The organism is Erwinia sp. Leaf53 (assembly GCF_001422605.1).
Classification (GTDB): Bacteria; Pseudomonadota; Gammaproteobacteria; order Enterobacterales; family Enterobacteriaceae; genus Erwinia.
In genome coordinates this window covers 10,707-34,895 of the sequence record NZ_LMLK01000006.1, presented here as the reverse complement: position 1 = coordinate 34,895, position 24,189 = coordinate 10,707, and the positions used below count along the sequence as shown (strand labels likewise).

Here is a 24,189-nt window from a genome sequence, read left to right as displayed (position 1 = left end):
GAACGGCTCAACGCAGTGTAGCGATCCTACCCCACAAGATAGTGGATAAAAAAGGGGTGAAAAGCCATTTCCGTTCAGACACCTCGCAGCCGCGGAAATAGGCCCCCGGCGACCGCTCGTCAGTCGGCCTTGCGTTGTTCAATCAACGCGGCGATCTCCGATTCCGGCACCGCCTGGGAAAACAGATAGCCCTGCAGCTGATTGCAGCCGGCGTCGGCCAGCGCGCTCATCTGCGCGTTGTTCTCTACCCCCTCCGCCGTGACCGTCAGCCCCATGGCGTGGCCCAGTTTAACCACCGATTCAACGATGGCGCTGGAGTTTTCCGTGATGCCCAGCGACTGGGTAAAGGATCGGTCAATCTTGATTTTATCCACCGGGAAACTGCTCAGGTAGTTGAGGCTGGAGTAGCCGGTGCCGAAATCGTCCAGCGCGATGCGGAACCCGACCTGGCGAAGCTGGCTGATGATGCTCTGCGCCGCTTTCTCATCTTCCATCAGCACCCCTTCGGTGATTTCCAGTTCAATATGGGCAGGGGAGACCTGAGCACTCTGCACGATGGTGGTATAGCGCTCAACGAAGCCGCTGGCGCGGAACTGCAGCGGGGAGACGTTAACCGCGATGGTCAGGTTCGGCCAGCGTCTGGCCACCCGACAGGCCTCCTCCAGCACCCACTCGCCGAGCGATGAAATCAGCCCCATCTCTTCGGCTATCGGAATAAACTCGGTGGGTGAAATCGCGCCGTGGACCGGGTGGTGCCAGCGCATCAGCGCCTCAAGCCCCAGCACCTGCTGGCCGTGAATATCCATCAGCGGCTGGTAATGAACGGCGAGGTCGCGTTTGTTTTGCAGCGCCACCCGCAGGTCGGCACCCACCTGCTGGCGGGTTTTTACCGATTCGTCCATCACCCTTTCAAAGAAGCGGTACTGGCCGCGCCCCTGGCTTTTCGCCTCATACAGCGCAATATCGGCCTTGCGCATCATCTCCATGCGCTCGGTGGCATCGTCCGGGGCGAGGGCAATGCCGATGCTGACGCCGATCCACGTCTCAATGCCCAGCAGTACAAACGGCTGGTTCAGCGCCTCCAGCACCCGCGTTGCAAGGGCGATGGCGTCCTGCGGCGTCTGCACGTCATTTTGCAAAATAACGAACTCATCACCGCCGAGACGTCCGACGGTATCGCTTTCGCGGATCAGCGCGCTCAGGCGATGGGCGACCTCGACGATCAGCTCATCTCCGGCGTGGTGGCCATAGGTGTCATTAATAATTTTGAAGCGATCGAGATCCAGCAGCAGCAGCGCCACCCGCCCCGGCTGGCGGTTCAGGCGGCCGATGGCGTGATTGAGCCGCTCATCGACCAGCGCGCGGTTGGGCAGCCCGGTTAGCACGTCGTGAAACGCCAGATGCTGGGCCTGCGCTTCGCTGGCGCCCAGCTGCAGCAGTGAGTTGGAGAGGCTGAGTGAGGAGATCCACAGGCGGCGGATCATAAACACGCAGATTAGCGTAATCACCAGCACCACGCCGGCCACCAGCGGGGCAATCACCTGCATCATTCTGGAGCCGGGCCGGTCCGCCAGCCACTCCAGCTGGCCGATCGGTGACCCCTCAACGTTGGTCAACAGGTAGCCCAGCCAGTCGCGCTCAATCTCCCCGGTCTGATTGAAGCGCAACCCGGTCAGCATGTTGCGCTGCGCCATGGCGTTCAGCCAGCCCTGATCGATAAACTTTACGCTGGCCATAATCAGTTTGCCGCGCCGGCTGTCGTCGCCGCTGACCTCGCCCACGGCCAGCATCGCCGGCCGGTTGTCGATCAGCGCGAAGCTGACCCGGTCGCGGCGGGCGGAGGAGACAGGGCTGGCGGACTGCATCTCGCGCAGCAGCTTGCCAACCGGCACGTTAACCCGCGAAAACTGAGCGGAATCGACCCGTCGGCCGTGATCCCACAGGAAACGCGGGGCACCGTCGGCGGCCAGCAGGTAAATCAGCTGGTGCTCAAACATGCCGGAGAGCCAGGTGCCGACGTTGTCGTCCAGCCAGCCGGCGTCCGGCGTCGGCTGTGCCAGATGGTCTTCCAGCGGCTGCCAGCGGGTCAGGCTGCGCTGCTGTTTCAGCATCTCTTCCAGGTTTTGCGTCAGCGTGGTTTGAATGATTTTCTGCTGCTGCAGCGCTTCATCGTGATTGGTACGGTCGGAGGCCCAGTACACCGCAAAGCAGGCAGCAGTTAATGTAATCAGTAAAACGGTCACCAGAGGCAGTAGTACGTCACGAATAAAAATGGCTCGAAAACTTTCGGAAATCTTCATTTTAATTATCATCCTGGCTAATTATTTTTAGAACCAGAAACCCTCTTAAATGCTAGCAGAAAACCAACATCCTCACGGTTTTACAGTAAATAATTCATTGAATGATGATAATTAAATAGCTTGACTATTAAGTATGCGTTAACAAGTTAGCGTTTTTTCTGAGCGAGCCGCGACTGCCGCCAGTTAAGCAGCGGCGTCACCGACATGCCGTGCAGCAGCACGCTGGCTACCACCAGGGTTAGCGCCATATCGCTTAACCGTGACGCTTCTGCCCCCGCTAACCCGTGGGTATAGGCCCAGGCCAGATAGTTGATACTGCCGATGCCGCGAATGCCCAGCCAGCCGATCGTCAGGCGCTGCATAGCGCTCATTCCGGCTCCGGCGGTGGCCAGCCACACCGAAAGCGGGCGGATCGCCACGAACAGCAGCAGCGCCATCCACAGCCCGTTGGCATCCCAGTGGTGGGCGAGAGTTACCCCCAGTACGATAATGATCGCGGCGGCAAACAGCCGTTCGATGGTATCGCCGAACGACAGCGCGTCGCTCACCACCAGCCCGACCGATCCGGTGGGATTGGTTTCCGACAGGCTGTGGCGGGCATTGGGGTTAACCAGTTCTTCGGCGGGTGGACGGCAGTCGCTGTCGCGGTACTCCTCCGGCGGATAAAAGCGGCTGACGCGGATCTCTGCCCGGCGCAGCCCGACCCCGGCGGCAAAGGCGGCCAGAAAGCCGGATGCATCCACCGCCTGGGCAGCGGCGTAGCTCAGGGCGATCAGCGCCAGCGCCAGGAAATCATTCGGTGCCACATCCTGATGGCTGTGGCGCAGATGGGTGGCGTACTGGCCGATCAGCCGGCCAAAGCCGAAGCCGATCAGGCAGCCCGCACCGATCGCCCACAGCACGTCAACCAGCCCCCAGCGGCCGAAGGCCGTCCAGGACAGCGCTCCCTGCTGCTCAAACAGCAGCATCGCCAGCATCAGCAGCGGCAGGGCGGTGCCGTCATTCATCCCGGCCTCGCTGGAGAGCGACACGCGCAGGTGGTCGCTGTCGCGGGCATCGTTAACCGAAATCAGGCTGGCCAGCACCGGATCGGTGGGCGCCACGATGGCACCAAACGCCAGCGCCAGCGGCCAGCTGAACCCCGCCAGCCAGTGGGCGGCCAGCGTGACGCCGCCCACCGTCAGCAGCATCGCCGGAAAGGCCAGCCGCAGGCCGATTTGCCAGCCGTGGCTGTTCAGCGGCAGCCGCAGCTTCAGCCCGGTGATAAACAGCGACGCGGCCATGGCGATTTCGGTCAGATTTTTAGTCAGTTCGGCGTGCGCGGCAATATCCACCGACAGCAGGCCCAGCACCCAGGGGCCGCACAGCAGCCCGGCCAGCAGATAGAGTGCAAAGCCGGTCACCGGCCCGCGGCTGATCCAGCCCGAGGCCAGCGACATCAGTAACAGCAGACCGCCGGTGGCGGCCGTCCAGCCCAGAAAGCCCATTTTTTTCCCCACAGTGATCGAGTAACCCTTCAGTATGGACGCCAGAGGGGAAATTTGTTAACGGTAACATTTACACATACGCATTCTGTGCCCCTGGCCGCGCGGGAAAGTGCCGAAGGTTGTCAATTTCGGTGCAAAAGAGTAGTGTTAGCGCACTATTCATCCCTGTCACCATCGGTGCTGATGCGCCGGTGGCTGATGCGCGAAACCGAGGTCGTTTTGTCCATTTATACTCCTTCCCAGCGCCCAAGACGCTTACGCCAGACCGCTTCTCTCCGCTCCCTGTTCCAGGAAAGTGCTCTCAGCATCAACGATCTGGCGCTGCCAATCTTCGTTGAAGAGGGTCTTGACGACTACAAACCGATCGCCGCCATGCCGGGCGTGGTACGTATTCCGGAAAAACGGCTGGCGTATGAAATCGAGCGTATTGCGAAAGCGGGCATTCGCTCGGTGATGACCTTCGGTATTTCCCACCATACCGACGCCGACGGCAGCGATACCTGGAATGAGAACGGGCTGGTGGCGCGCATGTCGCGCATCTGTAAAGAGACGGTGCCGGAGATGATCGTGATGTCCGACACCTGTTTCTGTGAATACACCAGCCACGGCCACTGCGGCGTGCTGCACGACCACGGCGTGGATAATGACGCGACGCTGGTTAACCTCGGTAAGCAGGCGGTGGTGGCCGCGGCGGCGGGTGCCGACTTTATCGCTCCTTCTGCGGCGATGGACGGTCAGGTCGGGGCGATTCGCCAGGCGCTGGACGCGGCGGGCTTTACCGACACGGCGATCATGTCCTACTCCACCAAGTTCGCCTCCTCCTTCTACGGCCCGTTCCGCGAAGCCGCCGGCACCTCGCTGAAGGGCGATCGTAAAACCTATCAGATGAACCCGATGAACCGCCGCGAGGCGATCCGCGAGTCGCTGATTGATGAAGCCGAAGGGGCGGACGCGCTGATGGTCAAACCGGCCGGTGCCTACCTCGATATTCTGCGCGACGTGCGCGAGCACAGCCGCCTGCCGTTAGCGGCTTACCAGGTGAGCGGTGAGTACGCGATGATCAAGTTTGGCGCGCAGGCCGGTGCAATCAGCGAGATCGACGTGGCGCTGGAGAGCCTGGGGGCGATCAAGCGCGCCGGTGCGGACATTATCTTCAGCTACTTCGCACTCGATCTGGCCGAGAAAAAAATTCTGTAATCGGTGATGGCGGCGGCCCGGAGCATCGGGGACAGAGCGAAATCTGGTTTTGATATTGAGATCGGCAAATCAGCGACTTCTTCTGTCGGCCAACGCGGCTGACAGAGTGGCCGGTTAGCCAACGGTTTTTTGTGGGGCGGGCGATAGCGGATGCGATCCCCTGCCCTCAGCCCGCCTTCAGCACCATCACCGCATAACGGCAGGGCTGGCCGCTCCGATTGCTGAACGCGCAGTCGGCCGGGTCGCCCAGCTCAAGGCAGTCGCCTGCCGCCATCTCAAACACCTTGTCACCCTCCTGGAAGGTCAGCGCGCCTTCCAGCACCCAGATCAGCTGCCGCCGCGAAAAATAGGAGATCGCCGCCATCGGCACCGTCACGCCGGCCGGCAGCTCAACGTTAACCACGTCCAGCGGCAGCGTGCCGGGGGAGACGTGGCGGCGAATGTAGCCGCTTTCCGGATCCTGCCACACCGGCTGTTGCGCGTGGCGCAGCAGGGTGCCGGGCTGGATCTCACTCTGGGCGATCAGCTGCGACATGCTCATGCCAAAGGCGCCGGAAAGCCGCGCCAGCAGCGCGGCGGTCGGGCTGCTTTCGCCGCGCTCCACCTTGTGGATCATCGCCCGCGACACGCCGGACTGCTGTGCCAGTTCGGTCAGCGACCAGCCGCGCGCTTCCCGCTCCAGCCGTACCCGCTGACCGATACGGCGGTTGATATCGTCTTCTTTACTGGACAATTCGTCTGTCATAGTGGATAACTACCATAGTAAAACATTCGTCTACTTTAGTGACATAATCCCGGGGTGTCCAGCCATGCAGATTCGTGATGCAGCCAAACGCGATGCGCAAGTACTCGCAGAGATTTACAACGACGCCGTACTGAACGGCACAGCGATCTGGACCGACCGGACGGTGGACAGCGCCGACCGGGTAGCCTGGATCACCCAGCGTCAGCAGGGCGGTTTTCCGGTGCGGGTGATGGTCGATGCCGCTGACCGGGTGCTGGGCTACGCCTCTTACGGCGACTGGCAGTCGAAGGATGGCTACCGCTTCAGCGTCGAGCATTCGGTGTACGTGCATCAGGACGCGCGCGGTCAGGGGGCCGGGCGTCAGCTGATGGTTGATCTGATCCGCCTGGCCCGCGAGCACGGCAAGCACGTGATGGTCGCGCTGATCGAGTCCGGAAATCAGGCGTCGATTGCGCTGCATCAGCAGCTGGGTTTTGTCGAATGCGGGCGGGTCAGTCAGGTCGGCTGCAAGTTTGGCGAGTGGCTGGACCTGACCTTTATGCAGCTGCGGCTGGACGATCGCGTTACGCCCTGAGGCGGGCCACGATGAGTCAGCGGTTTTCCTTTTGAACACCCTCAGCAACCCTAAACCGGGGGCATCAGCGGGCGCTGTGGTTAGTGGCGGCGCGATACAGCGCCTCTGCCGGGGGAGGGGGATCCCCGGACACCGAGTACAGTGACGCCGGCACCGGGCCGAGCCGGAACAGCATCGCAATAGCGACAGCGGCGGGCGCGAAGGCAGTCACCAGCGCAACGTCACCGGCGCGCATCTGCGGGTGGGTGAACAACGCGATCAGGGCAAAGAAGTTCTGCGCCGGCCCCAGGCTGCCGTAATGCGGGAACAGCGAAACCATGCGCTGCCGGGTGATGCCCAGCGCGTTGGCCGCGGCCTCTGCCGCCCAGGGAACCGGGTCGTAGAAATGGAAGGCGGCAGGATCGGCAAGGCCGATACCCGCCTGCCGGCACAGGGCGTCGCAGCAGTGCAACAGGGTTGCCGGGTAGCGTGCGGCGAGCGCCCTGCCGGCCGCGGGATCGTAGCTGACCCAGGGCTGCAGGGCGGGGTGATAGCGGAGTGGTGCGTAGTCACAGGTGCCGATGCTGTAGCTGTCAAGCAGGGCGGCCCCCGCGCTGCGACCGAGGATCAGGCAGGCCGCGCCGTCGCTCAGTAACGCCTGCACCGGGTCCTCTGGTGCAAACCAGCGCCGATAGCAGCAGGCGGCAATCACCGCCACGCAGGCCACCCTGCCGCTGGCAAATTTCCCGCGCGCCAGGTCCAGCGCCACCAGGCCACCGGCGGTACCGGCACTGACCGGGATCACCGGGCAGCGCACGCCGGCTTCGCGGGCGAGCGTCACCAGCTCGGTGTCGGGCAGGGTTTGCGGCCACACCAGGCTGACGAAAATCGCATCCAGCCCGCTACGGTCAAGCCGGGCCTGATGCAGCGCGGCGCGCAGGCTCTCCAGCATCAGCTGCGTGATACTCTGCTGCGCTGATAAGCGCCAAAGCGTCCGTGCCTCCACGCCCGCAGCGGCGGGGCCAAACGGGGTGGCCGGCGCGCCGCCGTCCGTCACGGTGACGCGGCCGGGCAGCACGCCTGCCGCGGCGATGATGTTGACGCCGTCAGCCGCGTTACGCATCGGAGAGCGTCTTCAGGGTCTGAATGCGGTCACCGAGCGGCGGCACGGCGTTCCTGTCGATCGCGACGTCGATAATCGCCGGCTGACGCAGCCGCATCGCCGTCGTCAGCGCCTGTTCCAGGCCCGCTCTGTCCTTAACCCGGTAACCGGTGGCCCCCAGCGACTGCGCCAGCAGCGCGAAATCGACGGGCGGGATTTCGCAATCCAGCGGGGCGTTGCCGAGCAGCTCAACGCCCTGGCGACACATGTTATAGCAGCCGTCATTGAGCACCAGCCAGACCGCCGGCAGGCGATATCGCACCGCCGTGCTGACCTCGTTGGCCATCAGCATCGAGCCATCGCCCGTCACCGCGACCACCGTTTCTCCTGCCGCTGCCGCGATGCCGATCAGGCCACAGGCGTAGTGTGCCATGGCCCCAAAACCCGGGCTGGTACGGTAGCGCAACGCGCTGGAAAACTTCAGATAACGGTTGGTCCAGACAAAGGCGTTACCGGCCTCGGCCGCCAGATAGCCGTTATAACGGTCGATCACGATATCCTGTAGCACTGACATCACCGTCAGCGGATGCAGCGGCGCATCGCCGGCGTCGGCCGTCGGCGCGGGTTCAAAGGGGAGAGCGGGCCATACCCGTGGCAGGCGGTTAACCGCAACCGTTGCGACGAGTTGTCGGTATAACGCGGCGACAAACGCCGGGATATCCGCCTCGATAAAGGTGGTGTGTGCGGGCAGGCTGGCGCGAACCTGCTGCACGTTAAGCCCGATAAAATAGACCTCCGCAGAGTCCAGCTGCTGTTGCGCATAAGAGGAGCTGAGTTCGCCGAGGCGGCTGCCGAGAATCATCACCACCGGATGCACCTCCGGCGACAGCAGCGCGCTGACGCGGGCTGAATCACTTCCCAGCCCGGTGGTACCGGCACAAAGCGGATGCGCCTCCGGAAAAATACCTTTCCCTCGCGGCGTGGTAATGACGGTTGACCGGCTAAGTTCAGCGATATGGGCCAGATTTTCCGCCGCATGCCGGGCACCGAATCCCAGCCAGAGCAGGCAGTTTTGCCGGTGAAGCACCCCTGCCAGTTGCTGAACGCGTTGTGAATCGACGGGGGTTATCGTGGCGGGATAGCGCCCGGATCGCATTGAGCGGGGCTGATGCACCTGTTCGAAGGTCTCGTTTTGCGCCGCCGGGGTGAGAAACAGACCGAGGGTGCAGCCGGTAACCGAGGCGAGATACCCGGCGATACGGGGTCTGATGGCCAGGTACTCCTGCGCGCTGCTGATGGTGAACATGGCGTGGAAATACCCCTGACCCTGCGGTGCGGCCAGCCGTGCGAGATCTTCGGGCGTGGTTTCCTGCAGCGGCCAGCGCCCGTCGCTGGCGGACGCGGTGATGGCGGAGATAAAAATCAGCCGTGAACCATCCAGGCTGGCGGATTTCAGGCCGGTGAGCGCGTTGCTGATGCCCGGCCCGGCGGTGGTAAAGGCAATCGCCGGCCGGTTTTTACACAGGCTGTATTCGGAGGCGGCACAGACGGCCCCCGACTCATGGCGACAGTGATAGGTTTTGATCCGTTCAGACGCTACCAGCTCGTGCCACACCGGCACGATAAACCCGCCGGATACGCCAAAGGCCGCGTCTGCGCCCAGCTCTGCCAGATACTGAATCAAATCCCCGGCTACCGTTATTTTCATCCCCGCCTCCGTATGAGCCTGCGCGACCGGCAGGAGAGCAGTCAGCCTGCCGCTAAGGGTGGCGCGTCGGGCCGCCGCTTAACATCACCCGCGACGGCAGTCTGCACCACCGAGGCAGGGGACGTTAACAGCTGAAGGGGATGGCGGGTATTAGCGAAACGTTGATTTACGCGGTGGCAGGGGGCGAGCGGTCAGGTGCCGGTCGCGTTAAACGCGCTGCCGACGCCTTTACCCCAGTCGGTGGTGGCCAGCAGATGGCGGGTATAGGGATGTTTTGCTCCTGCCAGCAGCTGTTCCGGGGTAGCAGTTTCGACGATTTCCCCGGCCTTCATCACCGCGATGCGATGGCTCATATGCTGCACCACGCCGGGATCGTGTGAAATCAGCAGGATCGACAGCCCGAGCTGCTGCTGCAGGCGGCACAGCAGATCGAGGATCTGCGCCTGGGTGGTGACGTCCAGCGCCGATACCGGCTCGTCGCAGATCAGAATATCCGGTTCGGCGGCCAGCGCCTGGGCAATTGCCACGCGCTGGCGCTGGCCGCCCGACAGGGCAGAAGGGCGGCGGTCAAGCAGCGCGGCGGGCAGGCCGACCTGCTGCATTAGCGTAAGCAGGCGGGCGCTGCGCTGTTCACGGCTGAGGTCGCGCTTCAGCTTCAGCGGCTGTTCCAGCAGCTGCGCAATGCGGTAGTGCGGATTGAACGAGCCGAGCGGGTCCTGGGTAATGGTCTGGATGCGCGGGCGCAGCGGACGACGCAGCCGTTCGGGCAGCCGGTTCCACGGCTGGCCGTTCAGCAGCACTTCACCCTGCTCTACCGGTTGTAGCGCCAGCAGAATTTTACCCAGCGTAGTTTTGCCCGAACCGGATTCCCCGACCAGCCCCAGCGTCTCGCCCCGGCGCAGCTGCAGCGACACGCCGCGCAGCACCTGTTGCAGGCTACCGTCCGGCTGGCGGAAGCCCAGTGACAGGTTCAGCGCTTCCAGCACCGCTTCACCCGGTGCGTAATCGCCCGGCCGATCGCCTGGCGACAACCCGGCGGCTGAATGCCAGGGAGCGGCCGCGTAACGATCCCGGACGATCTGCTTTAAACGTGGCTGTGGCGCTGTCACTGTTGCGGCAGTCGCGGTATGTGCAGCATGTACACCAGGTGCTACAGGTGCTACAGGTGCTACAGGTGCTACAGATGCTACAGGTACATCAGGTACAGCGGGTACAGCGGGTACAGCAGCAGCAGGCCCGGCATTATCCACCACCAGCGTGGGGGAGGGGGCGTCTGCGCTCCGTTCGCTCAGCCAGCGGCCGCGGGTGTGCATCCCCGGGATCGCCGCCAGCAGCTGACGGGTGTAAGGGTGCTGCGGCTGCGCCAGCACCCGGCCGGCCTCGCCCTGTTCCACGCACTGCCCGTGCTGCATCACCAGCACCCGGTCCGCCACCCGCGACACCACCGCCAGGTCGTGGGTAATCAGCAATATGGCGTGTCCTTTGTCGGCCAGCTCGCGAAACAGCGCCAGAATGCGCAGCTGCACCGTGGCGTCCAGCGCGGTGGTCGGCTCATCGGCGATCAGGATCTGTGGCCCGCCCGCCAGCGCCGAGGCGATCAGCGCCCGCTGGCGCAGGCCGCCGGAGAGCTGATGTGGGTATTGCTGCATGCGCTGCCGCGCATCGGGGATACCGGCCGCGGTCAGCAGCTCTGCCACCCGCCGGGCGCTCTCCGCCCGCGATAACCGGCGGTGCAGCTGCAGGGCTTCCGCCACTTCGCTGCCCACGGTGCGCAGCGGATCGAGCGAGGTCAGCGCATCCTGCAGCACAAAACCGATTTCGCCGCCGCGGATCTGCGGCCAGCGGGTGGCCGCCGCGCGCAGGTCGAGCGGCTCGCCCTGACGGCTGGTCAGCTCCAGCCGCTGCGCCTGCACCCGGGCGTTGTCGCCCGCCAGCCCGACCAGCGCCCGGGCGGTGACCGACTTACCTGAGCCGGACTCGCCGACCAGCGCCACGATTTCCCCGGCGTTAAGCTGAAAAGTGAGGCCTTTAACCGTTTCCGTCAGCCCTGCGGGCAGCCGGAAGCTGACCCGCAGATCCTGAACGTCTAGCAGGGTGGTTGGGCGGTTTGGATGAACGGGCATGGTATTAGTCTCCGGTAGTCAGTAGCGACTGCAGACGGCGGCCGGCCAGGGTCAGGGTAATCACCGACAGCGCCACCACGCTGGCGGGCAGCAGGCTGATCCACGGGGCGATGTCGAGGAAGTCACGTCCTTCCGCCAGCAGCGCGCCCCACTCGGCGGTGGGCGGGATCACGCCGAGGCCAAGGAAGCTCAGCGATGAAGCGCTCAGCACCGAATGGCCGATGCCGAGGGTCACCACGATCACCAGCGGCCGCAGGGTGTTGGGAATGATATGGCGCAGCAGAAGGGTCAGCGGCGATTCGCCGATCGCCACCGCCTGCTGCACGTAGCCGGAAATTTTCACCTGTAAGATCTGCGAGCGCAGCAGGCGGGCATAGCCGGCAATGCCGGAGAGCCCCACCGCCAGCAGGGTGTTGGTGGGGCCGCGCCCGAGCACCGCGATCACCAGCAGCGCCAGCAGCAGTTCAGGGAACGCCAGCAGAATATCCAGCAGCCGTACCACCAGATGCCGCACCGGTCGCGGCCCGAGCGAGGCGAGGATGCCCAGCACCACGCCGCCGCCGCAGGCGATCAGCGTGGCTCCAAGGCCGATGCTCAGCGACAGCGCCGTGCCGTAGATCACCCGGGTAAACACGTCACGGCCCAGCGTATCGGTGCCGAAAAAGTGCTGCAGCGACGGCGGCTGCAGCACGGCGCTGATATCAATCTCGTCCGGCAGGCGGGCGGTAAACCACTGCGGAGCCAGCGCAATCACCAGCAGCAGCAGCACGATCGCCGCCGGCAGCAGGGTGCGCAGCGCCAGCCAGGGGTGAACCACGCGGTCGCGCCGCGCCGTGCGGCGCAGCAGGGGGTGCAGATTGTCGCTCATCGGTGGCTCCCGGCGCGCAGGCGCGGGTCGATCAGCAGATAGAGCGCATCGACCAGCAGGTTAACGATAACAAACAGCAGCGCCGACAGCATCACCAGCCCGAGGATCAGCGGCATATCGCGGCTGGCGATCGCCTGCAGGGTGATTTTGCCAAGGCCGACGCGGCCAAAGACGGTTTCGGTGAGTATCGAGCCGCTCAGCAGGTTGGCCAGCAGCGTGCCGGTCAGCGTGGAGGCCGCCAGCGCCGCGTGGCGCAGGCCGTGGCGCAGGCGCAGCAGGGTTTCGCCGGCGCCGCGCGTGCGTACGGTGAGGGCAAAGGGCTGCTGCAGCGCCTGCTCCAGCCCGTCGCGCAGCACCTGGCTGAGGGTGGCGGCCAGCGGCAGGCTCAGGGTAATCACCGGCAGCACCAGCGATTGCCAGCCGTCGTTGCCGGTCACCGGGAACCACTGCAGATGGAAGCTGAAAATGCTCAGCAGAACAATACCGGTCCAGTAGACCGGGGTGCTGAGCAGGCACAGCTCCAGGCTGCTGTTAAACAGCCGCAGCAGCGGCCAGCGCCCGGCGGTGGCCAGCGCGTTCAGCACCGCCAGCAGCAGGGCTAACGTCAGCGCCAGGCCGGCGAGTACCAGCGTCTGGCTTAGCGCGTCGGCAATTACCTGTACCACCGGCGCGCGAAACTGATAGCTTTCACCCAGATGCCCGCTCAGCGCCTGGCCGCAGTAGCGCAGGTACTGCAGCCAGACCGGTTTATCCAGGCCGAAGCGGGCGGTGAGTTCGGCGCGATAATCATCCTCCACCACGCTGTCGCCGCCGCTGAGGATCAGCACCGGGTCGCCGGGGATCAGCTTCACGGCCACGAAGGTGAGGGTGGCCGCCCCCCACAGGACGGCCAGAATGGTCAGCAAACGCTTCAGGGTGGTCAGCGCCATATTACTTGCCGATCCACGCGTCATAGAAGGTCGGTTTGGCGTTGGTGGACCAGCCGACGCCGTGCACCTTTTTGCTCACTCCGAACTGATAGGCGGGCACATACACCGGCACCACGTAAGCCTGGTCGATAATGCGCTGCTGGATCTGGCTGTAGAGCTGCTTACGTTCACCGTCGGCGGCGCCGATCGCCTGGGTCAGCTGGTCATCCAGGGTGTTAACGCGGCTGTAGTTGGCTCCTTTCGGCGGGATATAGCCGGAGTGGAACACGGTGCGCAGAATATCCGGCTCGGCGCGCACGTAGAAGTTCGACTGGATATCGTAATCATTGCTGGCACCGCGGGCGCTGAACACGCCGGCGTCCACCGGATCCAGCTGCAGGTCAAAGCCGGCCTTTTTCGCCTGGAACTGCAGCGCCTGGAACAGGGTGATATCGGCGCTCTCCGCTGATTTCGGATCATAGACGAAATGCACGGTCAGCGGCTGGCCGTCCTTGCTGCGGATGCCCGCCGCATCTTTGATTTTCCAGCCCGCTTCGTCCAGCAGGCGCGCCGCTTTCGCCGCATCAAAGCCCCAGCGCGCGGCGACCGACGGATCGTAATAGAGCGTCAGCGGCCCCAGCACGTTATCCGCCGCCTTCAGCGTGCCGAAGAACGCCACTTTTACCGCTGAAGCCGGGTCCAGCGCGGCCTGGAAGGCCTGGCGTACCGCCAGATCCTTGAACGGGCCTTTTGAGGTATTCAGATAGAGCACGCGGTTAACGCCGGGATTCTCTTTGGTGAGGATCTGCAGCTGGGCGTTGCTTTTAAGCGAGCGGGCGCTGGCCGGCGGCACGGCGTCGATCGCCTGCACCTGGCCGCTGGTCAGCGCGCCGAGGCGCACCGAGGATTCCGGCAGGTATTTAAAGTTGATCGCCTCCAGATACGCCGGGCCCTGATGCTGCGCATAGCCCGGCCCCCAGTTGTAGTCCGCGCGACGGGTCAGCTGGCTGCCGCTGCCCTTAACAAAAGATTTAAGAATGAACGGCCCGGACCCGACCACGGTATTGCTGGTGTTGGCGGTGTTCTGCAGATAGGTCGGCGACTGAATGCCGAGGTAGGGCAGGCTCAGACCCTGCAGCAGCGAAGCGAACGGCGTTTTATAACGGATAACCACGGTAAATTCGTCCGGGGTGGTAATCTCGCCGATCGGTCCAAGCAGCGACTTGCCGTAGCTGGAGGTGGTTTTCGGGTCGAGAATGCGCTCAATGTTATATTTCACCGCCGCCGCGTCCAGCCGGGTTTTATCGCTGAAGGTGACGTCGCGACGCAGGTGGAAGGTGTATTCGGTATGGTCGTCGTTGATCTGCCACTTCTCCGCCAGCCATGGCGTAAAGCGGTTGTCTTCGGCCTGGCCGACCAGCGAATCGACCACGTTGCGCGTTACCAGCGCGGTGACCGAGTAGCCGGTGATTGACGGGTCAATAATCGGCGTGTCGCTGCCCAGCGCCACGTTCAGCGTGCCGCCGCTGACCGGTTTCGGTTCCGCCGCGCTGACGGCAAAGGCCTGGGTAGCCAGCACGATGCCCGCCACGATCTGTTTAAGCGCAAAATGTCCGGTTACTGCTGTTTTCATTGTTATCTCCGCTGTGTATCTGAATGCACCCTGTTTGCCATCACCCTACGAACAGTGACCGCCGGAGAAAACCAATAAAAACAGCTTATTAATCCTGTTAATTGACTAAAGCCCTGCCGGCTTCGCCCCGCAGACTACGCCAGGCAGCGCCTGCGGACTTTACGTTTACTGAAAACTTCTGAATATTGTTGAAAAATATCCGGGCCGAGGGTCGGGAATGCAGACAAATCTCAGGATCTTCAGGCTTCAGCGCTGCCTATACTGAGCAGGTGCGGCATGAGGCCGCGCCCCTGACTTTTTTGCCGTTCAGCCTGCCGGGAGTCCTATGCTGATAAAAAAGAAGAAGATCCGCTCGCACCGCGAAGATCGTTATCTGGCGCTGGTGCTGGCCACCACCGCCGGCATTCTCAACGCGATGGCGCTCGGCGCCTTTGGTTTTTTCCCCTCGCATATGAGCGGCAACGCCTCGCAGCTTTCTACGGAGGTGACCAGCCTCGATCTCAGCGACCTGACGCTGCTGGCCGCGCTGCTGGCGGCCTTTGTGCTTGGCTGTACGCTGTCGCGCGTGCTGGCGATCGTCGGGGAGAAACGCCAGCTGCGCACCATTTACTGTCTGGTCCTGCTGGCGGAAGGGGTGGTGCTGACGCTGGCGGCGCTGTATGAGAGCCTGTTTTATTCACCGGGCAATAACCGCGAGTTTCTGACGCTGCTGGCGCTGTTGATGGGCGTCCATAACGCCACCTCCACCCAGCTTTCCGGCGGCCGGGTGCGCTCCACCCACATTACCGGCACGCTGACCGATGCCGGTATCGCCTTTGGTTCGGTGCTGTTCTCGCTGTTCAGCCGCACTATCGCCGCCGAACGGCGCTTCTATATGAAGCAGCTGTTCACCCACCTGACCACGGTATTCTCCTTTCTCGGCGGCTGTATCGCCGGGCTGCTGCTGTTCAAAACCTTTGGTTTCCCGGCGATGACCGGTCTGGGGGTATTTCTGATCCTGGTGGCATTAAGCGCGGTGGCGGTCACGGTACAGGCTACGGCGCGGCGGGCCTGCTGACCGCCGCCCGCGCTGCTCAGCCGACCGGCCGCAGCGCCACGGCAATAAAGGCGGCGATATCTTCGCTGGCGGCGCGGTGCTTCAGCGGGTTGGGGGCGACGATCAGCTGCTCGGCGTAGCCGTTAACCATCGCGCTGAGCTGGCGGGTAATCTGCTCCGGATCGCCGTGGCGGAACTCGCCGGCCGCCAGGCCGGCGCGAATGATGTCGGCCATGATCTCATGCCAGCGGGTCATCAGCGTTTGTGCCATCTCCGCCCACTCCGCGTCATGGATCGCCAGCTGCCACAGCGAGCTGTACAGCGACCAGCTGGCGTGAGGTTCTGCGGGCAGGTAGTCGTCAACAAAGGCCATCAGCCGCGCGTGGGCGTTGAGTCCCTGCAGGCGGGCGGTAAAATCGGCCTCATCCTCGCGCATAAACTGCGTCATCGCTTCCCTGCACAGCGTCTCCCAGTCGCGGAAGTAGTGATAAATATGGCTGCGTGAGATGCCGAGGCGTTCGGTCAGCTCGCGGGTGGTGACCCGTTCCACGCCGCGCTCAATAAACAGCGCGATCGCGCCGGTTAAAATTCTGCCCCGCAGGGCCTCCGCCGTCTCTTTCATTTTTACCCTCGTTGACTTTGAGCGGTCGCTCAAATAGACTGCTGCCGTAGTTTGAGCAGGTGCTCAAGCGCAGTTTAACAGATAATGAATATGAACACGGAAAAAATCCTGCAGCCGGATGCTGCATCCCACAGTGCCTTCGGCACGCTGAAACTGATCGGCCGTCGTCACAGCCGCAAGCTGTGGCTGACGCTGCTGCTGGTGGTGGCGGAAAACGTCACCTATCTGCTCTACCCACTGCTGGCGGGCTTCGCCATTAACGCCATTCTCGAGGCTAAGCCGCTGCACGCGGTGCTCTATGCGCTGATGGTGCTGGTGATGTGGGCGATCGGTGCGGCGCGGCGCAGCGTCGATACCCGCACCTTTGCGCGCATTTACGCCGAGCTGGCGGTGCCGGTGATCCTCACCCAGCGCGGGCAGAACCACAGCCACTCGACGGTGGCGGCGCGGGTGGCGCTCTCCCGCGAGTTTGTCGACTTCTTTGAGAAACACCTGCCGGTGCTGATCACCACGCTGGCCTCGATCAGCGGTGCGGCGGTGATGCTGCTGGTGATTGAGTTTCACACCGGGCTGTTCTGCCTGGCGGTGCTGCTGCTGTTCGCCTGCTTTCTGCGCGGCTACACCAACAAAAACGAGTGGCTGTTTAACCGCCTGAATGACCGGCTGGAGAAAGAGGTCGGGCTGGTGGGCACGGCACCGCCGTCGCTGCTGACCCGCCACTACCGCGTGCTGTCGCGGCTGCGCATCAGCCTGTCTGACCGCGAAGCGCTGGGCTACCTGGCGATCGGCGGCGCGGTGGCGCTGATGTTTGCCGGCACCATTCTCGCCATGACCTTCCGCGGCATCAGCGACGCCGGGCATATCTACTCGGTGATGACCTATATGTGGATGTTTGCCATGAGCCTCGACGACGGCCCAACGCTGCTGGAAAAGTACTCGCAGCTGAAGGACATTGGTAAGCGGGTCAACACCGGCATCGTCTGAATCTGACGGCAGAACAGCTTGTCTGCCGCCGCCGAAACTCCCCACTCGTCGGCGAGCGGCGAGGTACGGCGGCCGGCAGGAAGGTTCGCCGCCGGGAGGCGGCACACGACGATACAGGTGTTTAACGTTCTTAAGCTTCTTAAGCTTCTTAAGCTTTTCCTAAACTTTCTTTGCGATGCTGGCCGCCTCAGAACATTAAGGACGGCCAGATGCCACGTTTCTCTCTCTCCCGCCCGGCCGTCAGCCGGTTTACCTTTATCGCGCTGTTTGCGCTGTTGATCTCGGTCGGGCTGAATATTGCCTTCTACCGCCAGGTGCTGGTGGCGATGCCGCCGGACAGCCTGCGCAACGTGCTGGTGTTCCTCACCATGCCGCTGGTGGCGTTCAGCGTGATCAATATTGTGGTTACGCTGGCCTCGCTGCTGTGGCTGGACAGCCTGGTCATCGCGCTGTTTGTGCTGGTCTCCGCCCCGGCGCAGTACTTTATCATCAACTACGGCATCATTATCGACCGGTCGATGATCGTTAATATTATCGATACCACCGCCTCCGAAAGCTTTGCGCTGTTAACCACCCAGCTGCTGCTGGTGCTGCTGTTCACCTGCGTGCTGCCGCTGGCGCTGATGCTGTGGCTGCGCATCCGTAAACCGATGCGGTTATGGCGACATCTGGCCGGGCGGCTGGTCAGCGTGCTGGCCTCCGTCGCGGTGATCCTGCTGGTGGCGCTGCTGTTCTATAAAGATTACGCCTCGCTGTTCCGCAACGATAAAGAGCTGGTGAAGTCGCTGAGCCCGTCGAACACCATTGCCGCCACGCTCTCCTGGTATAAGCATCAGCAGCGTGAACATCAGCCGCTGGTGCGCGTCGGTGAAGATGCGCGGCAGAACCCGGATCGTCTCAACGGCGCGAAGAAGAGTCTGACCATTCTGGTGGTGGGGGAAACCTCACGCGCGGCTAACTTCTCCCTCTCCGGCTACGGACGGCAGACCAGTCCGCTGCTGGCGCAGGATGACATCAGCTACTTCCCGCACACCGCCTCCTGCGGTACCGCCACCGCCGTGTCGCTGCCGTGCATGTTTTCCGGCATGCCGCGTGCCCATTACGATGACGTGCTGGCGGCACACCAGGAGGGGCTGCTGGACGTGGTGCAGCGCGCCGGCATTAGCGTGCTGTGGAACGAAAACGACGGCGGCTGCAAAGGGGCCTGTGACCGCGTGCCGCATCAGGATATGACCAGCCTCAACCTGCCGGGCATGTGTACCGACGGCGAGTGCTATGACGAGGTGCTGTTTCACGGCCTGGAGCAGTACATCAGCCAGCTGCAGGGCAACGGCATGATCGTGCTGCACACCATCGGCAGCCACGGGCCGACCTACTTCCGCCGCTATCCGCCGCAATTCAGGAAGTTTGTGCCCACCTGCGACACCAATCAGATCCAGGACTGCAGCCAGCAGCAGCTGGTGAATACCTACGACAACACGCTGCTCTACGTCGACTATATTGTCGATAAGGCGATTAAGCTGCTGCAGGCGCACCAGCAGCAGTTCACCACCAGCCTGGTCTATCTCTCCGATCACGGTGAATCGCTGGGGGAAAATGGCGTTTACCTGCACGGAATGCCCTATGCTATCGCCCCGGAGGCGCAGAAACACGTGCCGCTGCTGGTCTGGCTATCCCCCGACTATCAGCAGCGCTTTGGCGTCAGCGCCGCCTGTCTGAGCAAACGGGCGGCGACGCAGGCGGCCTCGCAGGATAATCTGTTCGCCACCGTGCTGGGACTGACCGGTACGCAAACCCAACTCTATCAGCCTGCCGATGACTTACTGACGGCGTGCCGGAGCCATACCCCATGAAAATTCTGGTAGTCGAAGATGATGCCCTGCTGCTGCAGGGGCTGGTGCTGGCGCTGGAGGGCGAAGGCTACGTCTGCGACGGCGTCACTACCATCCGCGACGCGGAGGCCTGGCTGGCCGCCAGCCAGTACAGCCTGCTGATCCTCGATCTTGGCCTGCCGGACGAAGACGGCCTGCACTTTCTGCTGCGCCAGCGGCGGCAGAAAAAGATGCAGCCGGTGCTGATCCTCACCGCGCGCGATACGGTGCAGGAGCGCATTGCCGGGCTGGATGCCGGCGCGGACGACTACCTGATTAAACCCTTTGCCCTTGACGAGTTACTGGCGCGCATCCGCGCCTTAATTCGCCGCAACGTCAATCAGGGCGATACCCGGGTTATCGTCGGCGATCTGGCGCTGGATATGACCCACCGCCAGATCACCCGCGGCGACGCGCCGCTGGAGCTGACGCCGAAGGAGTACGCGATTCTGGCGCGGCTGATGCTGAAGGCCGGTCAGCCGGTTCATCGGGAAGTGCTGTACAACGATATCTACAACTGGGAAACAGAACCGGCCACCAACACGCTGGAGGTGCATATTCACCACCTGCGCGACAAAATCGGCCGCACGGCGATCCGCACGGTGCGCGGCTTTGGCTACTCGCTGGTGAAAAACGGCGGTGCAGGCTGATGGCGGGCGGTACGCTGCCGGAGGTGCGGCCGGCGACGCTGCGTTTCCGCCTGCTGCTGGCGATTGGCCTGATCCTGGTGGTGTGCCAGGTGATCAGCGTGCTGTGGCTGTGGCACGAAAGCAAAGAGCAGATCCAGCTGCTGGTGGAGGCGGCGCTGAACCACCGCGACGTGCAGCGCAGCGTGCAAAGGGAGATCCGTGAGGCGATTGCCAGCCTGGCGCTGCCGAGCCTGGTGATCATTACCCTGTCACTGCTGCTGTGCCGGCAGGCGATTAAGTGGATCACCCGGCCGCTTTCCGATCTGCAGCAGGAGCTGGAGCGCCGCGGCGAAAACAACCTGGAGCCGGTGCCGTTTCAGCCCTCGGTCAGCGAGATCGACGCGGTAACGCTGGCGATCAACCGGCTGGTTTCCCGGCTGACGGTCAGCCTGGAACGCGAACGGCTGTTTACCGCCGACGTGGCGCACGAGCTGCGCACGCCGCTGGCCGGTCTGCGCCTGCACCTTGAGCTGATCGAGCGTAAGCACCACATCGACGTCCGGCCGCTGATTGAACGGCTGGATCAGATGACCCACAGCGTGTCGCAGCTGCTGCAGCTGGCCCGCGTTGGCCATGCCTTTACCGCCGGCAACTATCAGCACGTGTCGCTGCTGCTGGAGGTGTTCAGGCCGATGCAGCAGGAGCTGCAGGCGATGCTCGACGATCGTCAACAGACGCTGATTATCGATCCGCAGCAGGAGGCGCTGGTGCGCGGCGACGCCACGCTGCTCCGGCTGGTGCTGCGTAACCTGGTGGAGAACGCCCACCGCTACAGCCCGCCCGGTAGCCGCATTATCGTAGGCATCAGCGCGGAGCCGGAGCCGGCACTAACGGTCAGCGACGAGGGGCCGGGGATTGACGACAGCAAGCGCGGCGAGCTGAGCAAAGCCTTTGTGCGTATGGACAGCCGCTACGGCGGCATCGGCCTCGGGCTGAGTATCGTTACCCGCATCGTACAGCTGCATAAGGGTGCGTTTCACCTCGACAACCGCACTGACGGCCGTGGCTGCCAGGCGCGGGTGGTGCTCACCGCCGCGGCCGACGGCCCGCCACCCCCCTGACGCGGCGTTCCCCTTAAGGTCTGCATCGCGTCTGGCAGAGATCGAAACCTCAACTATACTTAAACGCGATGTTGTTGTGCGTTAAGGGTCGACGCGGTGGCGTAACGCCATGGCGGTGGTGAATTTCGGGTTTTACAGGGAGCTTTGCGTTCTGCCTTTTTCTGGCCAGCCGCCGGTGCTGGTAACACCTTTCCCGCCTTATCCCCGCATCAGGCCATCGGGCCTGACGCTTCTGAGCGATCCCCTTCAGCGCCGCAGCATCCTTACGCAATGTTTTTTCAGGAGGAACGTGGTGAGCGAGCAAGCACAGTGGATATCCCCAACGGCCAGCCCCGGCTACGCCTTCTTTTTTGACGTCGACGGTACGCTGGCGGCGATCCAGTCGCGCCCCGATGAAGTCTTTATTCCCGCTGCGGTGCGCCAGCGCGTGGCCGACCTGGCCCTGCGCTGTCAGGGCGCGGTGGCGCTGGTTTCAGGGCGGCCGATCGCCGAACTGGACACGCTGGTGGCCCCGCTGGTGCTGCCGGCGGCCGGCATTCACGGTGCGGAACGACGCATCGGCGAGGATGAGATCCAGCGCGTTACGCTGCCGCAGCCCCTGCTGCGTGAGCTGGCGGCGGAGCTGTCCCGGCAGATGGGCGCGCTCGACGGCGCGGAGTTGGAGGATAAAGGCATCGCCTTTGCGCTGCACTACCGCCGCGCGCCGCAGCATCAGCCGGCGATTGAGCGGCTGGCGGCGGAGATGGTCGCCCGTTACCCGGCTTTCTACCTGCAGCCCGGCAAATGCGTGGTTGAGCTGAAGCCGGCCGGGGTGAGCAAAGGGGAGGCGATTAGCGCCTTTATGCAGCAGCCGCCGTTTGCCGGGCGTATCCCGGTATTTCTCGGTGATGACCTCACCGACGAGGCCGGTTTTGCGGTGGTGAACGCGCTGGGCGGCGTCTCAGTTAAAGTCGGCGAGGGTGAAAGCGTGGCAGGTCACCGTCTGCAGAACGTGGCGGCCGTCTGGCAGTGGCTGGAAACAACACAATTACAATTAAATCAGGGCGTGACAACGTCAGAGGAGCAAAAAGTATGAGTCGCTTAGTGGTGGTGTCTAACCGTATCGCTCTCCCTACCGGCAGTAAAAGCAGTGCCGGGGGGTTAACCGTGGGCATCGTCGACGCGCTGAAAACCACCGGCGGGCTGTGGTACGGCTGGAACGGAGAGATTAACGAAATTGGCGAAGAGGACGAGGACGATCTGGCGATGCTGGATCATGACGGCATTACCTACGCCTCCTTTGGCCTTGACCAGAACGATTACGACCTCTATTACCTGCAGTTTTCCAACGCGGTGCTGTGGCCGGCCTTCCACTATCGCCTCGATCTGGTGAACTTCCAGCGCGAGGCCTGGGAGGGCTACTGCCGGGTCAACACCCGGCTGGCCGAACGCCTGCTGCCGCTGCTGCAGCCGGACGACGTACTGTGGATCCATGACTACCATCTGCTGCCGTTTGCCGCCGAGCTGCGCAAACGCGGGGTCACCAACCGCATCGGCTTCTTCCTGCATATTCCGTTTCCGACCCCGGAGATCTTCAACGCGCTGCCGCCGCATCAGGAGCTGCTGGCGATGATGTGCGAATACGACCTGCTGGGATTCCAGACCGACAGCGATCGCAGCGCCTTCCTCGACAGCGTGGCGCAGTTGACGCCGCTGGTCAGCACGGACAACGTCCACCGGGCGCTGGGCCACACCTTCAGCACCGGGGTCTACCCGATCGGCATCGAGCCGGACAGCATTAAACAGATGGCGGAAGGGCCGCTGCCGCCGAAGATGGTGGCAATGAAGAAGGACCTGGGTGAGGCGAAGAACATCATCGCCTGCGAGCGGCTGGATTACTCTAAGGGGCTGCCGGAGCGCTTTCTTGCCTACGAGGCGCTGCTGGAGCACTATCCGCAGCATCGCGGCAATATTCGCTATTCACAGATTGCGCCAACCTCGCGCGGCGACGTGCAGGCCTATCAGGATATTCGCCACCAGCTGCAGACCGAAGCCGGGCGTATCAACGGCAATTACGGCACGCTGGGCTGGACCCCGCTCTACTATCTGAATCAGCACTTTGACCGTCGTCTGTTGATGAAAATTTTCCGTCTGACCGATATCGGGCTGGTGACCCCGCTGCGCGACGGCATGAACCTGGTGGCGAAAGAGTACGTCGCCGCGCAGGACCCGGACGATCCTGGCGTGCTGATCCTGTCGCGGTTTGCCGGCGCGGCCAACGAGCTGACCGCCGCGCTAATCGTTAACCCTTACGATCGCGATGAGGTGGCCGCGGCGCTGGATCAGGCTCTGACCATGTCCCGCACCGAGCGCATCTCCCGCTACAACGACATGATGGCGGTGCTGCGCCACAACGACATCACCCGCTGGCGTACCGACTATCTGCAGGATCTGCGGGCGGTCAACGCCAGCCAGAGGTCGTCCGGGTAACCGGCCGCGTTGACCGGCGTTGATCCGCTCTGGCGCGTTATCGGCTGCCCGCGCAGGCGGGTAGCAGCGTGACAAACCGTGTCCGGTAAACAATTCCGCCTGGAAAATGTCTTCAGGCGGCTGCATTCTGGCGTAAAAAGCAGCAGTTGAAGCATAAGTAAGAAATTTAGTCACCTTTTCCCTCAAGAAAGCGCACATCCTGCCGATAGTGGAGTGTTACTTTCCTGAAAAAATCCACAAATCATTCACAATCCTTATGTAACCCCCATTTACATCTGTTTTCCCATTACAGACATTAGTTGCACTGTGCTTACAAACAACTGTGTAAATCCAACGTAAAGGCGGCTTTGCTGCACTTTATCGCTCAGCGTCGTCAATCAATCTGCAGAGAATACCTGCGTCTTTAAATGCAATTAAAGTGCATATTTATTGAGTTAACCGGTTTTTTTCCGCCGCTTTATTGCATTTATATTTCTCTTTTGGGTTTTTTTTAACCAGATCTGTCGGTCTGGTCATCAGAGTGGGTGATTTATCAGCAGCGGGGGCGGTTGCGGGTGTTGATGTTACAAAAATTGCGCAAAAAGGTTAATTAGCGACCTAATGAACAGCGGCGCTGATGCTTTTTTAGGAACTATTTCCATCAAAAGTGTGATGTGCATCACACTTTATCTAAAATTTCGCCGTGTTTGCGTTGTATGTCGAAATCATAGGGGATAGAGTTGCTCTGTTTTAAGAATAGTCTTATAAGAATGTAACAAGAAGTCATGAATACCAGCAGGGAAGAACAGGCGCAGAAGCAGCGGCCAGCAAGACGGATCCACTCCCGATATGCT

General features: G+C 62.6%; 19 protein-coding genes. 9 read left to right on the top strand and 10 right to left on the bottom strand.

Annotation, left to right across the window (positions count from 1 at the left end; translation table 11 throughout):
* Positions 1-119 precede the first annotated feature (119 nt).
* Both ASF13_RS07095 and ASF13_RS07090 read right to left on the bottom strand, forming a co-directional pair.
* Positions 120-2,300, bottom strand: coding sequence for a bifunctional diguanylate cyclase/phosphodiesterase (locus ASF13_RS07095; protein WP_235514955.1), 2,181 nt, complete (start codon positions 2,298-2,300; stop codon positions 120-122).
* A gap of 146 nt (positions 2,301-2,446) precedes the next feature.
* A complete protein-coding gene (locus ASF13_RS07090; RefSeq protein ID WP_056234082.1) occupies positions 2,447-3,787 on the bottom strand; it encodes a sodium:proton antiporter in 1,341 nt (446 codons plus the stop codon).
* Positions 3,788-4,006: 219 nt separating this feature from the next.
* On the opposite strand from ASF13_RS07090, the gene hemB reads away from it, so the two are divergent.
* A complete protein-coding gene (gene hemB, locus ASF13_RS07085) occupies positions 4,007-4,984 on the top strand; it encodes a porphobilinogen synthase (RefSeq protein ID WP_056234291.1) in 978 nt (325 codons plus the stop codon).
* Between the two features lie 166 nt (positions 4,985-5,150).
* Here the strand turns inward: hemB and ASF13_RS07080 are convergent, their stop codons facing one another.
* Positions 5,151-5,729, bottom strand: coding sequence for an XRE family transcriptional regulator (locus ASF13_RS07080; protein WP_056234080.1), 579 nt, complete (start codon positions 5,727-5,729; stop codon positions 5,151-5,153).
* A 64-nt stretch (positions 5,730-5,793) separates the two neighbouring features.
* Here ASF13_RS07080 and ASF13_RS07075 point away from each other — a divergent pair, with 64 nt between their 5' ends.
* Positions 5,794-6,303 (top strand): GNAT family N-acetyltransferase, encoded by a 510-nt coding sequence (locus ASF13_RS07075; protein WP_056234077.1) that lies wholly within the window; start codon positions 5,794-5,796, stop codon positions 6,301-6,303.
* A gap of 64 nt (positions 6,304-6,367) precedes the next feature.
* Here ASF13_RS07075 and ASF13_RS07070 read toward each other — a convergent pair whose 3' ends face one another.
* The 6 genes from ASF13_RS07070 to ASF13_RS07045 all read right to left on the bottom strand — a co-directional run bounded on the left by ASF13_RS07070 (position 6,368) and on the right by ASF13_RS07045 (position 14,624).
* On the bottom strand, positions 6,368-7,405 hold the full coding sequence (locus tag ASF13_RS07070; protein WP_056234075.1) for a hypothetical protein: 1,038 nt from the start codon (positions 7,403-7,405) through the stop codon (positions 6,368-6,370).
* A complete protein-coding gene (locus ASF13_RS07065; protein ID WP_056234072.1) occupies positions 7,398-9,092 on the bottom strand; it encodes a thiamine pyrophosphate-binding protein in 1,695 nt (564 codons plus the stop codon). The genes ASF13_RS07070 and ASF13_RS07065 overlap by 8 nt, the downstream gene beginning before the upstream one ends.
* A gap of 191 nt (positions 9,093-9,283) precedes the next feature.
* Positions 9,284-11,215 carry an ABC transporter ATP-binding protein gene (locus tag ASF13_RS24895; protein ID WP_056234070.1) on the bottom strand — a complete coding sequence of 644 codons (1,932 nt, stop codon included), beginning with the start codon at positions 11,213-11,215 and terminating at the stop codon, positions 9,284-9,286.
* 4 nt (positions 11,216-11,219) lie between these two features.
* Positions 11,220-12,083, bottom strand: coding sequence for an ABC transporter permease (locus ASF13_RS07055; RefSeq protein WP_056234066.1), 864 nt, complete (start codon positions 12,081-12,083; stop codon positions 11,220-11,222).
* A complete protein-coding gene (locus ASF13_RS07050) occupies positions 12,080-13,012 on the bottom strand; it encodes an ABC transporter permease (protein WP_369814366.1) in 933 nt (310 codons plus the stop codon). Before ASF13_RS07050 ends, ASF13_RS07055 begins: the two co-directional genes overlap by 4 nt.
* A 1-nt stretch (position 13,013) precedes the next feature.
* A complete protein-coding gene (locus ASF13_RS07045) occupies positions 13,014-14,624 on the bottom strand; it encodes an ABC transporter substrate-binding protein (protein WP_056234061.1) in 1,611 nt (536 codons plus the stop codon).
* A 325-nt stretch (positions 14,625-14,949) separates the two neighbouring features.
* Here ASF13_RS07045 and ASF13_RS07040 point away from each other — a divergent pair, with 325 nt between their 5' ends.
* Complete coding sequence (locus ASF13_RS07040) at positions 14,950-15,681, top strand: YoaK family protein (protein WP_056234059.1); 732 nt, start codon at positions 14,950-14,952, stop codon at positions 15,679-15,681.
* 16 nt (positions 15,682-15,697) lie between these two features.
* Here the strand turns inward: ASF13_RS07040 and ASF13_RS07035 are convergent, their stop codons facing one another.
* Entirely contained in the window at positions 15,698-16,282 is a 585-nt protein-coding gene (locus tag ASF13_RS07035) for a TetR/AcrR family transcriptional regulator (RefSeq protein ID WP_056234056.1), read from the bottom strand.
* A gap of 90 nt (positions 16,283-16,372) precedes the next feature.
* Between ASF13_RS07035 and ASF13_RS07030 the strand changes: the two genes are divergently transcribed.
* From ASF13_RS07030 to otsA, 6 genes are all read left to right on the top strand, one after another.
* Positions 16,373-17,266, top strand: coding sequence for an ABC transporter six-transmembrane domain-containing protein (locus ASF13_RS07030; protein ID WP_056234288.1), 894 nt, complete (start codon positions 16,373-16,375; stop codon positions 17,264-17,266).
* A 209-nt stretch (positions 17,267-17,475) separates the two neighbouring features.
* Positions 17,476-19,119, top strand: coding sequence for a phosphoethanolamine transferase EptA (gene eptA / locus ASF13_RS07025; protein ID WP_056234054.1), 1,644 nt, complete (start codon positions 17,476-17,478; stop codon positions 19,117-19,119).
* Positions 19,116-19,787 (top strand): two-component system response regulator PmrA, encoded by a 672-nt coding sequence (gene pmrA / locus ASF13_RS07020; RefSeq protein ID WP_056234051.1) that lies wholly within the window; start codon positions 19,116-19,118, stop codon positions 19,785-19,787. The genes eptA and pmrA overlap by 4 nt, the downstream gene beginning before the upstream one ends.
* Complete coding sequence (gene pmrB, locus ASF13_RS07015; protein ID WP_056234050.1) at positions 19,787-20,887, top strand: two-component system sensor histidine kinase PmrB; 1,101 nt, start codon at positions 19,787-19,789, stop codon at positions 20,885-20,887. Before pmrA ends, pmrB begins: the two co-directional genes overlap by 1 nt.
* A gap of 292 nt (positions 20,888-21,179) precedes the next feature.
* Positions 21,180-21,962: a trehalose-phosphatase gene (gene otsB / locus ASF13_RS07010; protein WP_233209061.1), complete on the top strand. Its 783-nt coding sequence runs from the start codon at positions 21,180-21,182 to the stop codon at positions 21,960-21,962.
* Entirely contained in the window at positions 21,959-23,356 is a 1,398-nt protein-coding gene (otsA, locus tag ASF13_RS07005) for an alpha,alpha-trehalose-phosphate synthase (protein WP_056234046.1), read from the top strand. The genes otsB and otsA overlap by 4 nt, the downstream gene beginning before the upstream one ends.
* Positions 23,357-24,189 lie beyond the last annotated feature (833 nt).